The sequence below is a fragment of the Pseudomonas sp. R84 genome (genome assembly GCF_009834515.1).
Lineage (GTDB): Bacteria > Pseudomonadota > Gammaproteobacteria > Pseudomonadales > Pseudomonadaceae > Aquipseudomonas.
Window position 1 is genome coordinate 85,258 of sequence record NZ_CP019426.1, and the last position, 12,742, is coordinate 97,999.

13 protein-coding genes are annotated in these 12,742 nt (G+C 60.1%); 4 read left to right on the forward strand and 9 right to left on the reverse strand.

The annotated features are described in order from the left end of the window. Positions 1 to 20: 20 nt before the first annotated feature. Positions 21 to 2,162: a catalase HPII gene (katE, locus tag PspR84_RS00405; protein ID WP_160060036.1), complete on the reverse strand. Its 2,142-nt coding sequence runs from the start codon at positions 2,160 to 2,162 to the stop codon at positions 21 to 23. Positions 2,163 to 2,422: 260 nt separating this feature from the next. Here katE and PspR84_RS00410 point away from each other — a divergent pair, with 260 nt between their 5' ends. From PspR84_RS00410 to PspR84_RS00420, 3 genes are all read left to right on the forward strand, one after another. Then, positions 2,423 to 3,430 (forward strand): methionine ABC transporter ATP-binding protein, encoded by a 1,008-nt coding sequence (locus PspR84_RS00410; RefSeq protein WP_160054513.1) that lies wholly within the window; start codon positions 2,423 to 2,425, stop codon positions 3,428 to 3,430. Then, a complete protein-coding gene (locus PspR84_RS00415; protein WP_160054515.1) occupies positions 3,430 to 4,104 on the forward strand; it encodes a methionine ABC transporter permease in 675 nt (224 codons plus the stop codon). Before PspR84_RS00410 ends, PspR84_RS00415 begins: the two co-directional genes overlap by 1 nt. Before the next feature lie 78 nt (positions 4,105 to 4,182). Beyond that, a complete protein-coding gene (locus PspR84_RS00420; RefSeq protein WP_095125096.1) occupies positions 4,183 to 4,953 on the forward strand; it encodes a MetQ/NlpA family ABC transporter substrate-binding protein in 771 nt (256 codons plus the stop codon). Positions 4,954 to 5,234: 281 nt separating this feature from the next. Here PspR84_RS00420 and PspR84_RS00425 read toward each other — a convergent pair whose 3' ends face one another. The 5 genes from PspR84_RS00425 to PspR84_RS00445 are packed head-to-tail and all read right to left on the reverse strand — an operon-like array spanning position 5,235 to position 9,143. After that, on the reverse strand, positions 5,235 to 5,870 hold the full coding sequence (locus PspR84_RS00425; RefSeq protein ID WP_007911741.1) for an SCO family protein: 636 nt from the start codon (positions 5,868 to 5,870) through the stop codon (positions 5,235 to 5,237). Further along, complete coding sequence (gene cyoE / locus PspR84_RS00430; protein WP_160054517.1) at positions 5,867 to 6,766, reverse strand: heme o synthase; 900 nt, start codon at positions 6,764 to 6,766, stop codon at positions 5,867 to 5,869. Before cyoE ends, PspR84_RS00425 begins: the two co-directional genes overlap by 4 nt. Next, a complete protein-coding gene (locus PspR84_RS00435) occupies positions 6,754 to 7,833 on the reverse strand; it encodes a COX15/CtaA family protein (RefSeq protein WP_160054519.1) in 1,080 nt (359 codons plus the stop codon). Before PspR84_RS00435 ends, cyoE begins: the two co-directional genes overlap by 13 nt. Before the next feature lie 10 nt (positions 7,834 to 7,843). Then, positions 7,844 to 8,437 (reverse strand): hypothetical protein, encoded by a 594-nt coding sequence (locus PspR84_RS00440; RefSeq protein WP_160054521.1) that lies wholly within the window; start codon positions 8,435 to 8,437, stop codon positions 7,844 to 7,846. Continuing rightward, positions 8,403 to 9,143 (reverse strand): SURF1 family protein, encoded by a 741-nt coding sequence (locus PspR84_RS00445; RefSeq protein ID WP_160054523.1) that lies wholly within the window; start codon positions 9,141 to 9,143, stop codon positions 8,403 to 8,405. The genes PspR84_RS00440 and PspR84_RS00445 overlap by 35 nt, the downstream gene beginning before the upstream one ends. 71 nt (positions 9,144 to 9,214) lie before the next feature. Here PspR84_RS00445 and PspR84_RS00450 point away from each other — a divergent pair, with 71 nt between their 5' ends. After that, positions 9,215 to 9,418, forward strand: a complete 204-nt coding sequence (locus tag PspR84_RS00450) for a twin transmembrane helix small protein (RefSeq protein ID WP_102902573.1) — start codon at positions 9,215 to 9,217, stop codon at positions 9,416 to 9,418. 102 nt (positions 9,419 to 9,520) lie between these two features. Here the strand turns inward: PspR84_RS00450 and PspR84_RS00455 are convergent, their stop codons facing one another. The 3 genes from PspR84_RS00455 to ctaD form a co-directional block, all read right to left on the reverse strand. Beyond that, positions 9,521 to 10,408 (reverse strand): cytochrome c oxidase subunit 3, encoded by an 888-nt coding sequence (locus PspR84_RS00455; RefSeq protein WP_160054525.1) that lies wholly within the window; start codon positions 10,406 to 10,408, stop codon positions 9,521 to 9,523. 25 nt (positions 10,409 to 10,433) lie between these two features. After that, positions 10,434 to 10,985 carry a cytochrome c oxidase assembly protein gene (locus PspR84_RS00460; RefSeq protein WP_160054527.1) on the reverse strand — a complete coding sequence of 184 codons (552 nt, stop codon included), beginning with the start codon at positions 10,983 to 10,985 and terminating at the stop codon, positions 10,434 to 10,436. A gap of 126 nt (positions 10,986 to 11,111) precedes the next feature. Continuing rightward, positions 11,112 to 12,698, reverse strand: a complete 1,587-nt coding sequence (gene ctaD / locus PspR84_RS00465) for a cytochrome c oxidase subunit I (protein WP_160054529.1) — start codon at positions 12,696 to 12,698, stop codon at positions 11,112 to 11,114. Positions 12,699 to 12,742: the final 44 nt, after the last annotated feature.

The following is a 12,742-nucleotide window of genomic DNA, read 5'->3' on the forward strand; positions in this document are numbered from 1 at the left end:
CCTCTCAGCCAGCAAAAATCTTAAGCTGGAATGGCCTTGGCCTTAGGCTCGCGATCCCAAACCCGATGCTGCCCGATCGCCGTAAAGAACGGCTTGGTTAGCGCCGGTACATCCTTGCCCTGCAACAACCCGGCATCCGCTTCCAGTTTCAGCAGATCCTGCAACTGCTTGGCATCCCCGTGCAACGCAATCGCCTTCAAATGCTTGTACGCCTCCAGCAGGTAATGCAACGCCACGCCGTCACCGCTCAACGCCTTCACCGACGCCGCACCGCCCGGCACAAACACCGCATCGAAAATAACCGACGGCATGCCTTCCATCGAAGCATCCACAGGCAACATTTTTCCGTCCGCAGTTTTCACCGGCGCCGAAGTCGGCCCCAGCAACTTGGCATGCGCACCTTCAGCCGCCAATGCCTTCTTCATCGCATCAATCGCCGCACCATCGACGCCGTTAGCAGCAAGAATCGCCACTTTTCGTGTCTTGATGTTTTCCGGCAGCAGATTCGCCTGGCTCAGTGCTGGCGAGTGATCGAATGACACCTTGCGCACATCCACCGTGCCTTTGCTCGGCGCAGGCAGACCCAGATTAGCCGCCACGCGCTTGGCCAGTTCCAGATCGATGTTGGCCAGAATCTCGTTCACTTCCCGCGCACGGATGAACTCGCGCTCAACCTTGCCCAGCTCGAAGCTGTAAGCGGCAATGATGTGCTCCTTCTCGTGATCGCTCATGCTGTTGAAAAACAGAGTCGCTTGGGAGAAGTGATCGCTGAACGACTCACTGCGCTGGCGGATCTTGTTCGCATCAATGCGCTCTGGATAACTTTCGAAACCACCGTCCTGCGCGGCCGGCGGGGTTTCTTTCGGCCAGCCGCCATCAATCGAGTTCGGCTCATACGAAGCGCGCCCCTTGTCGATCACCGAGCGGTGCTGGGCATCACGCTGGCCGTTATGAAACGGTGCGACCGGGCGGTTGATCGGCAGCTCATGAAAGTTCGGCCCACCGAGTCGGCTGATTTGCGTATCGGTGTAGGAAAACAGTCGGCCTTGCAGCAGCGGGTCATTGGAGAAGTCGATGCCCGGCACGATGTGGCCAGGGCAGAACGCGACCTGCTCGGTCTCGGCAAAGAAATTGTCCGGGTTGCGGTTCAGGGTCATTTTGCCGAGCGGCGTGATCGGCACGATTTCTTCTGGGATCAGCTTGGTCGGGTCGAGGATGTCGAAATCGAAGTCGTGCTCGTTTTCCTCCTCGATGACCTGTACGCCGAGTTCCCATTCCGGGTAATCGCCCATCTCGATCGCTTCCCAGAGGTCGCGACGATGGTAGTCGGTGTCTTTACCGGCGAGCTTCTGCGCCTCGTCCCAGACCAGCGAGCACGTGCCGGCAGTGGGGCGCCAGTGGAATTTGACGAAGCGCGATTTACCCTCGGCGTTGATCAGGCGGAAGGTGTGCACGCCGAAGCCCTGCATGCTGCGCAGGCTTTTCGGGATCGCCCGGTCGGACATCGCCCAGATGACCATGTGCGCGGACTCCGGCACCAAGGACACGAAATCCCAGAAAGTGTCGTGGGCCGAGCCGCCGGTAGGAATTTCATTGTGCGGCTCGGGTTTCACCGCGTGGACGAAATCGGGAAACTTGATCGCGTCCTGAATGAAAAACACCGGCATGTTGTTGCCGACCAGGTCGAAGTTGCCTTCATCGGTGAAGAACTTCACCGCGAAACCACGCACGTCACGCACGGTGTCGCCGGAGCCACGCGGGCCCTGCACGGTGGAAAAGCGCACGAACACCGGGGTCTTTTTCCCCGGATCCTGTAGGAAACCGGCCTTGGTCAGCGTCGAATGGTTCTCGTACGCCTGAAAGAAACCATGCGCGCCGGTGCCGCGGGCGTGAACGATGCGCTCCGGGATCCGCTCATGGTCAAAATGCGTGATCTTTTCCCGCATGATGAAGTCTTCAAGCAGCGACGGCCCACGCGGGCCGGCCTTGAGGGTGTTCTGGTTGTCGGCGATCTTCACGCCCTGGTTGGTGCGCAGCGCCTGGCCGGTGGCATCGGAGCGAAACTTTTCCAGGCTGTCGAGTTTGGCGTTGGTGTTGGCACGATCCGGGGCATCGGTACCGGCCATCTGGCTTTTATCGGTCGTAGGCTTCTTGCTCATCAGTCGTAAACTCCTCGGTTGACCCCGTGGTTTGCCGGGGACTCTTGAGTGGTTCCCGGGCACGGCACCCAGGGTTTTCAAGTCGCTTACTTAGTGACTGATGGGCTGCTTTGGACGTTCCTTTTTTATGACCTTTGATCTTGTTATTGCCAAATCGAAGGTTAATTGCGAAATAAATGCTAAGAACCTCTATACGGACAGGCTAAAATGCGCGCCCGGCTAACCGCTGATCCTTTTCTAACGCGCCCCACAAGGTTCGCTACGTGATCGAGTTTCAAAACGTCCACAAGACTTACCGCGTCGCCGGTAAGGACATTCCCGCGCTGCACCCGACCAGTCTCTCTATCGAGAACGGGCAGGTGTTCGGCCTGATCGGCCATTCCGGTGCGGGCAAAAGTACCCTGCTGCGTCTGATCAATCGCCTGGAAGACTCCAGTGGCGGCAAGATCTACGTCGACGGCGAAGAAGTCACCGCGCTGGATGCCAACGGCCTGCGCCGTTTCCGCCAGCAAGTCGGGATGATCTTCCAGCACTTCAACCTGCTTGCCTCCAAGACCGTGGCCGACAACGTTGCGTTGCCGCTGACCCTGGCCGGCGAACTGTCGAGCAGTGACATCGACAAGCGCGTTGCCGAGTTGCTGGCGCGAGTCGGTCTGTCTGCCCACGCCAAGAAGTACCCGGCGCAATTGTCCGGCGGCCAGAAGCAGCGCGTCGGCATCGCCCGCGCCCTGGCGACCAAGCCGAAGATTCTGCTGTGCGACGAGGCCACCAGTGCCCTCGACCCGCAGACCACCGCGTCGGTTCTGCAATTGCTGGCCGAGATCAACCGCGAACTGAAACTGACCATCGTCCTGATCACCCACGAGATGGATGTCATCCGTCGCGTCTGCGATCAAGTCGCGGTGATGGATGCCGGCGTAATCGTCGAGCAAGGTTCGGTGGCCGATGTGTTCCTGCATCCGAAGCACCCGACCACCAAACGCTTTGTTCAGGAAAGCGAGCAGATCGACGAAAGCGAGCAGCGCGATGACTTCGCTCACGTGCCGGGCCGCATCGTGCGTCTGACCTTCCAGGGCGAAGCGACCTACGCGCCGCTGCTCGGTACCGTCGCCCGGGAAACCGGCGTCGACTACAGCATCCTTGCCGGTCGCATCGACCGCATCAAAGACATTCCGTACGGGCAATTGACCCTCGCCGTCACCGGTGGCGACATGGAAGCGGCCTTCGCCCGCTTCACCGCCGCTGACGTTCACATGGAGGTATTGCGCTAATGGAAGACCTGATCAGTTTCTTCACCAATATCGACTGGTACGAAATCTGGCTGGCCACCGGTGACACCATGCTGATGCTCGGTGGTTCGCTGCTGTTCACCGTGTTGCTCGGCCTGCCGCTGGGCGTGTTGCTGTTCCTCTGCAGCCCGCGTCAGTTGCTGGAAAACCGTGGCCTCTACGCGTTCATGTCGCTGGCGGTGAACATCCTGCGTTCGCTGCCGTTCATTATTCTGTTGATCGTGATGATCCCGTTCACCGTGCTGATCACCGGCACGTCGCTGGGCGTGGCCGGTGCGATTCCGCCATTGGTTGTGGGTGCGACGCCGTTCTTTGCGCGTCTGGTGGAAACCGCGCTGCGTGAAGTCGATCGCGGCATCATCGAAGCGACCCAGTCGATGGGCGCGACCACGCGGCAGATCATCATCAACGCTCTGCTGCCGGAAGCCCGTCCGGGCATCTTCGCGGCGATTACGGTGACGGCGATTACACTGGTGTCCTACACGGCGATGGCCGGTGTGGTCGGTGCCGGTGGTCTGGGTGACCTGGCGATCCGTTTCGGCTATCAGCGTTTCCAGACTGACGTGATGATCGTCACCGTGGTGTTGCTGCTGATACTGGTGCAAGTGCTGCAGATGGTCGGTGATCGACTGGTCGTGCATTTCTCGCGCAAATAACCGGTTTTTGTAATCAAGAGATGAGCCGGCCATTCGCTGGCAGGCGCCAGACGGGCGCTTTGAAAAGGAGTTAGCTGAATGAAAAAACTGATCGCTGCATTCGCTGCCGTTGCGGCATTCTCGGCCCATGCCGAAACCCTGACCGTTGCTGCCACCCCGGTGCCGCACGCAGAAATCCTCGAGTTCGTGAAACCGGCGCTGGCCAAAGAAGGCGTGGAGCTGAAGGTCAAGGTGTTCACCGACTACATTCAGCCGAACGTACAGGTCGCGGAAAAGCGTCTGGACGCCAACTTCTTCCAGCACCAGCCGTATCTCGATGAGTTCAACAAGGCCAAGGGCACTAGTCTGGTTGCCGTGACCGGTGTGCACCTGGAGCCGCTGGGCGCTTACTCGAGCAAGCTCAAGGACCTGAAGGATCTGCCAAGCGGCGCCAACGTGGTGATCCCGAACGACGCCACCAACGGCGGCCGCGCGCTGTTGCTGCTGGCCAAGGCTGGCGTGATCACTTTGAAGGATCCGACCAACATCCTGTCGACCGTCAAAGACATTGCGACAAATCCGAAAGACCTGAAAATCCGTGAACTGGAAGCCGCGACCATCCCGCGCGTGCTGACTCAGGTTGATCTGGCACTGATCAACACCAACTACGCGCTGGAAGCCAAGCTTGATCCGTCCAAGGATGCGCTGGTGATTGAAGGTAATGATTCGCCGTACGTGAACATCCTCGTGTCCCGCGCGGACAACAAGGACAGCGACGCGATGAAGAAACTCGCTGCTGCGCTGCACAGCCCGGAAGTGAAGAAGTTCATTACCGAGAAGTACAAAGGCGCGGTGCTGCCGGCGTTCTGATTGGGCTGGCTGCAATGAAAAAGGGGACGCTAATGGCGTCCCCTTTTTTGTGTCTGGTGTTGGGCTTTGGACCTGCTGTGAAGCTTCCCCTCACCCCAGCCCTCTCCCGGAGGGAGAGGGGGCCGACCGAGGTGTCTTGCGTTCTACATCGACCTGACAGACCGAGTTGATTATGGATTCAGCGGATAACTTTCAGGTCGGCGTAACTCTTGAATATCCCCCAATCAGTTCCCTCTCCCTCTGGGAGAGGGCTAGGGTGAGGGGCTTTTGCCTTTAGGCGATTACTTGCGATTAAGCATGACCGGGAGTTGCGCAACCAGTTTGGCGTTATTCAACGGCGCTCGAATAAACCCACGCTGCGTCCCGTCCGGCCCGATCACTGCCAGATTGCCGCTATGGTCGACGGTGTAATTCGGCTTACTGGTATCCGCCGGAATAAACGGAATACTCACCGCATTCGCCACCTTCTGCAGCTCTTCAATCGAGGTCGGCGTCAGGCCAACAAACTGCGGATCGAAGTAACCCAGATACTGCTTCAACTGCTTGGGGTTATCGCGGTTCGGGTCAACGCTGACCAGCACGATCTGCAACTTGTCCACAGCGTCCTTGGGCAGTTCACTCTTGATCTGCCGCAACTGGGCGAGGGTGGTCGGGCAGATGTCCGGGCAGAAGGTGTAGCCGAAAAACAGCAGACTCCACTTACCTTTGAGCTCATTGATCGCCACCGGTTTGCCGTCCTGATCGGTCATCGTCACGTCCGGCAGATTACGGCTCTGCGGCAGCAGGATAATGCCGGCGTCGATCAGCGCCGTCGGGTCGCCCTGGCCCTTGCCGCTCAGCACTTTGTTGACGGTCAGGCCGAGGATCAGCGCGATCACGGCGACGAGGATGAAGACGGTTTTCTGGGTTCGAGTCATAGGTTCAACAGTAAGTAGTGGTCTACGAGCAGGGCAATGAACAGCAAAAACAAGTACCAAATAGAGTACTTGAAGGTGTTGATCGCCGCGTGCGGCCGAGTGCCACGGTACAGCACCACGGCCCATTGCAGAAACCTTGCGCCCAGACCGAGAGCGCAGATCAGGTAGAGCACACCGCTCATGTGGATCACGTATGGCAGCAGACTCACCGCCAGCAGCGCAAACGTGTACAGCAGAATATGCACCTTGGTGTAGTGCTCGCCGTGGGTGACCGGCAGCATCGGGATGTCGGCCTTGGCGTATTCCTCTTTGCGATGAATCGCCAGCGCCCAGAAGTGCGGCGGCGTCCAGGCGAAGATGATCAGCACCAGCAACAACGGTTCGGCGCTGACGTGGCCGGTGGCAGCGGTCCAGCCAAGCAGCGGCGGTGCGGCGCCGGCGAGGCCACCGATGACGATGTTCTGCGGCGTCGCGCGTTTGAGGAAACCGGTGTAGATCACCGCATAACCGAGCAGTGAGGCCAAGGTCAGCCAAGCGGTCAGCGGATTGGTGAAAGTCAGCAACAGGGCCTGACCGAGCAACGCCAGCACCAGTGCAAACGTCAGCGCCGCCGCCGGCGAAACCCGTCCTTCAGCGAGGGGCCGTTTATGCGTGCGTGCCATCACCGCATCGATGCGCCGATCGACCACATGATTGACCGCCGCCGCGCCACCGGCACACAACGCAATGCCCAGATTACCGAACACCAGTACCGTCCACGGCACCCCGGCGCGGGTCGCGAGGAACATGCCGACCAGCGAGGTGATCAGCATCAGCACCACGACTTTCGGTTTGGTCAGCTCCAGGTAATCACGCCAGATCGCCTGATGCGGACGTTCGCCAATCAGAATCGCCACGGCGTTTCTCCTTTAATAGTGATGGGCGCGGCGGAATGTTTGCGCGGGCTCAAGCGCCAGCGCGCGAGCACCGGTTGCTTGACCCGAACCAGACTGGTGCGCGCGTGGTAATTGACCAGCACCATGGTCAGCAACAGCGCCGCACCGCCAGCGTTATGCGCGACCGCCACCGGCAGCGGCAGATGGAACAGCACGTTACTGATGCCGAGGGTGATCTGCGCCGCGAGGGCAATCAACACAAGACCGGCCAACCGCGTCATGCCAACCACTTTCAATTGCCAAGCGAGACCGAGCAGCACCAGCGTCACCAGCAGCGCGCCGATACGATGAGTCAGGTGAATCGCCGTGCGTGCATCGCTGTCGAGTTGCCCACCCAGATAATTCGGGCCGATGTGCTGGGTCAGGTGAAAACCGTTGGCGAAATCCGCCGGTGGCAGCCATTGCCCGTGGCAGGTCGGGAAGTCGATGCAGGCCACCGCCGCGTAGTTGGAACTGACCCAGCCACCCAGCGCGATCTGGCCAATCACCAACAACAATCCCGCCGTCGCCCAATACTGCAAACGCTTGGGCACGGTCAGCGCCGGCAACACTCCGGACAATCGCAACGTCAGCAAAAACAGCAGACTCAAGGTCGCAAACCCGCCGAGCAAATGCCCGGTGACCACCTGCGGCCAAAGCTTGAGCGTCACCGTCCACATGCCGAACGCCGCTTGTGCGATCACGACAGCCAGCAGAAACAGCGGCAGTTTCAACGGCTGCCCCGGATGACGACGGTTAACCCACGCGCGTCCGGCCAGAATCGAAATAAGCAGGCCGAGGGTGCCGGCGAAATAGCGGTGGATCATCTCGTTCCAGCCCTTGTGCGTCTCCACTGGCGAGTCGGGGTAATGCAGTTCGGCATGGGCCAGTTGGGCTTCGCTTTTCGGCACGCTGATAAACCCGTAGCAGCCCGGCCAGTCCGGACAGCCGAGGCCAGCGTGGGTCAGGCGCGTGTAGGCGCCGAGCAGCACCACAATAAGTGCCAGCAGGGTGGCAAACAGCGCGAGGCGAAATCCAGGTTTGGCCATGACGATGCCCTTATCCGATGTTCGACAGTTTCAGCAGGTGCCGCAGGTCGTTGAGCAGATCCTTGCCTTTTACATTCGGCTCGTAACGCAGTACGAGATTGCCGTGAGGGTCGATGATCCACAGTTGCGGCGTGGCTTTGTCGCCGGTTGTCTTGCTGAACACACCGGCGTCCAGCGGGTAGCGTTGCAGTTGCGGATATTCGCGGGTCAGCTTGGCGTCGTAATCAGCGCTCACCGGTTGCGCAGCAGCAAGGGCGTGGCTTGCGCGGCCGGCATCGCGACCGAGGCCGATCTGGATCTGCCGCGCCAGATACACCAGTTGCTGGCAGTCCACCGCGCATTCTTTCGGTGCGGTGACCAGTATCTGCCAGCGCTCTTCCTCCGCTTGCACGCCGAGGTCGGCGCGGGTCTGGCCGTTGCCGATCAGTTCGCCGTGATAGCTGCGACCTTCTGGCACCCAGAACTGCAATTTGTACATGCCGGTGGCGAGCACCATCGGCCCGATCACGCCAAGCACAATCAGCAATAACTGAATGCGCCCGCGACGACGGGGGGCGGCAGGCTTCGCCTCAGACATGCTGGGTGGATTCATGGCCGTTCCCATGGTGGTTCTCCTTTGCGTTGTGCAAGCCCAAATAGACGTAGAGGCCGAGCAGGGCGGTGGCCATGGCGAACCACTGCACGGCGTAACCGAGGTGTTTTTCCGGGCCCATGGCGACCACCGGCCAATCGGCCTCGTAGCTGGCCGGGCCGGATTCGGCGCGTAATTCGTAGGTGAAGCCGTCGCGCTCAAGGGTTTTCCACAGCTTGACGGGTTCGACGGCAGTGATGGTTTGCGGCCAGGTGCTGCTGACCGGGTCGGCGTGCAACTGAAAAGTGGCGCCAGGGGCGACGTAGACCCAGGCATCGACATTCAACGCTTCACTGGGCGTAGTGAATTGTGGCGGCACGCGGCGATCCGGCCACGGCAGCCAGCCGCGATTGACCAGCAGCCACAATCCGGTGCGTTGATCCTGAAAGGGTTGCAGCAACTCGACGCCGACCTTGCCGTTACGCTGGCGGTTATCCAGCAGCAAACTGTGCGCGGCATCGAACTGGCCGTGCAGATGCACGCGGCGATAGGCCGGATCGGCGCCGCTTAGCAACTGAGTGCTGGCCATCGGTTCGGCGGCGCGGCGTTCGGCGTAACTGGCGAGCAGGGCGGTTTTCTCGGCGCCCCGGCTCAGTTGCCAGAAGCCCAGCGACACCAGCAGCGGCAGCAAAAGCGCCACCATCACGGTCGGTATCACGCCCGGGCGAAAACGCTTCATGGCTGCGCCACAAAGTCAGTCGTTGCGCTCGCTATACTCAATTGCATCGCCTGTCCCCCGGAGTTCTTCCCATGCTCAAAACAGCGATCGTCCTGATGCTGATTGCCACGGTGATCAGCCTGTTCAGCGGCCTGTTTTTCCTGGTCAAGGACGACAGCAGCTCGAATCGCCTGGTCATCGCCTTGAGTGTTCGGGTGGCATTGGCCGCTGCCACCGTCGGCTTGATTGCCTGGGGCTTTTACAGCGGCCAACTGGTGTCCCACGTGACGTGGTAGACACTCGCTGCAAGTGGCAAGCGGCAAGCTACAAGTTAAAAGCCTTACCGTTTTGCCTTGAAGCTTGCAGCTCGCAGCTTTTGTTGTGGCTTGCAGCTGTTGTTAGAGCACATAAACGAAGATAAACAGGCCGATCCACACCACGTCGACGAAGTGCCAATACCAGCTCGCCGCTTCGAAACCGAACTGATGTTCGTTGTCGAAATGGCCCTTCATGATGCGCATCAGCATCACAAACAGAATGATCGTGCCGATGGTTACGTGGGCGCCGTGGAACCCGGTGAGCATGAAGAACGTCGCGCCATAAATGCCCGAACCGAGGGTCAGGCCCAGTTCGTGATAGGCGTGAATGTATTCCTCAGCCTGGAAGCCAAGAAACGCGCAGCCGAGCAGCACAGTTATCGCCAGCCAGATTTTCAGCGCGCCGCGATGGCCCTTCTTCAAGGCATGGTGGGCGATGGTGATGGTCACGCTGGAGCTGACCAGCAGAATCGTGTTGATCAGCGGTAGGCCCCACGGGCTGATGACGTCCTTGGGCGGCGGGAACAGTTTCGGATCCGGCGTGTGCAGCAGCGGCCAGGTGAACTGGAAGTTCGGCCAGAGCATATGGGCGAGGCCTTTCGTTCCTTCGCCACCGAGCGCCGGCCCGGAGACGTGGCGCACGTAGAACAGCGCGCCGAAGAAGGCGACGAAGAACATCACCTCGGAGAAGATGAACCAACTCATGCCCCAGCGAAACGAGCGATCCAGCTGCGCGCTGTAAAGGCCCGCGCGGCTTTCCTTGATCACCGCCCCGAACCAGCCGAACAGCATGTACGCCAGCAACAGGCTGCCGACGAAAAAGATGTACGGGCCGTGGGATTCCGGGCGCGTCGCCTTCAGATCGTTGAACCAGACGGCCAGGCCGTAAACGGTGATGGCCATGCCGAAGGTGGCGATGATCGGCCATTTGCTCTGGGCCGGAACGTAATAATGCTCATGAGTTGCCATTTATTGTTCTCCTTATCGGGCACGCTCAACCGCCAGTGTTTACAGCCACCGGCGGATGTCGGGCGGTGATATCGAACAGCGTGTAGGACAGCGTCAGGTGCTTCACTTCCTTGGGCATGTCGCGGTCAACAATGAAACGCACCGGCATCTCGATCTGCTGACCGGGCTGCAGCACCTGCTGGGTAAAGCAAAAGCATTCGGTCTTGTGGAAATACGCCGCCGCGTTGCTCGGCGCGATACTCGGCACGGCTTGCGCACTCATCGGTTTGTCGGTGGGATTGCGCGCGATGAAAATCATCTCGTTGACTGCGCCGGGGTTGGCGGTGAGTTCGTCGTGCTTGGGGTAGAAGTCCCATGGCATGTCGGCGGTGTTGGTCGACAGGAACTGCACGCGCACCTGGCGCGAAGTGTCGACCACCTGCTCACCCTCGTACTGCCCACCGGTCTTGCCATTGATGCCGAAGGCCTTGCACATCACGTCGTAGATCGGCACCAGGGCAAAGCCGAAGACAAACATCGCCACCACCACCCCGAGCAGGCGGGTGACCAGTTTTTTCAGCGAGATCGAGTCAGCCATGGTTCATGCCTCTCACCAGATCCCTTGTGGAAGCGAGCTTGCTCGCGAAGCAGACAACTCGGTGCACCAGATGAACCGCGTCATCGTTCTTCGCGAGCAGGCTCGCTCCCACAGGGAGATCTGTGTTCATTTCACTTCCGGCGGTGTGGTGAAGGTGTGATAAGGCGCCGGTGACGGCACGCTCCACTCCAGACCTTCCGCACCATCCCAAGGCTTGGCCGGTGCTGGCGGGCCGCCGCGAATGGTCTTGATCACGATGAACAAGAAGAAAATCTGCGTCGCGCCAAACATGAACGCGCCAATCGAGGAGACCATGTTGAAGTCGGCGAACTGCAGGTTGTAGTCCGGAATCCGCCGAGGCATCCCCGCAAGACCGACGAAGTGCATCGGGAAGAAGGTCAGGTTCATGCCGACAAACGACAGCCAGAAATGCAGCTTGCCGAGGGTTTCGTCGTACATGTGGCCGGTCCATTTCGGCAGCCAGTAGTAGGTCGAAGCGAAGATGCCGAAGATCGCCCCCGGCACCAGCACGTAGTGGAAGTGCGCGACCACAAAGTAGGTGTCCTGGTACTGGAAGTCCGCCGGGGCGATCGCCAGCATCAATCCGGAGAAACCGCCGATGGAGAACAGGATCACGAACGCCACGGCGAAAAGCATCGGCGTCTCGAAGGTCAGCGAGCCTTGCCACATGGTGCTGGCCCAGTTGAACACCTTCACCCCGGTCGGCACCGCGATCAGCAGCGTGGCGTACATGAAGAACAGCTCGCCCACCAGCGGAATGCCGACCACGAACATGTGGTGCGCCCAGACAATGAACGACAGGAAGGCGATGCTCGCCGTCGCGTAGACCATCGAGGTGTAGCCGAACAGCGGCTTGCGCGAGAAGGTCGGAATGATCGAGCTGACGGCGCCGAAGGCTGGCAGGATCATGATGTACACCTCGGGATGCCCGAAGAACCAGAACACATGCTGGAACAGCACCGGGTCACCGCCACCGGCAGCACTGAAGAAACTGGTGCCGAAGTGGATGTCCATCAGCATCATCGTCACGCACCCGGCCAGCACCGGCATCACCGCGATCAGCAGAAACGCGGTGATCAGCCAGGTCCAGACGAACAGCGGCATTTTCATCAGGGTCATGCCGGGAGCGCGCAGGTTGAGGATGGTCGCGACCACGTTGATCGCGCCCATGATCGAACTGATGCCCATCAAGTGGATGGCGAAGATAAAGAAGGTCACGCTTTCCGGTGCATACGTCGTCGACAGCGGCGCATAGAACGTCCAGCCGAAGTTCGGCCCGCCACCGGGGGTGAACAGGGTCGACACGAGGATCAGGAACGCCGCCGGCAGCAGCCAGAAGCTGAAGTTGTTCATCCGCGGCAGGGCCATGTCCGGCGCGCCGATCATCAACGGGATCATCCAGTTGGCGAGGCCGACGAAGGCCGGCATCACCGCACCGAAGACCATCACCAGACCGTGCATGGTGGTCATCTGGTTGAAGAACGCCGGTTCGACGATCTGCAGCCCTGGTTGGAACAGTTCGGCGCGAATCACCATCGCGAACGTACCGCCGAGCAGGAACATGCAGAACGCAAACCACAGGTACAGCGTGCCGATGTCCTTGTGGTTGGTGGTCAGCACCCAGCGCATCAGGCCTTTGGCGGGGCCGTGGGCGTGGTCGGCATGACCGTGCTCATCGATGACAGCGCTCATGGCCGGTCTCCTTTACGTGAGTGAATGAGGCAGGCCGGGGCGCG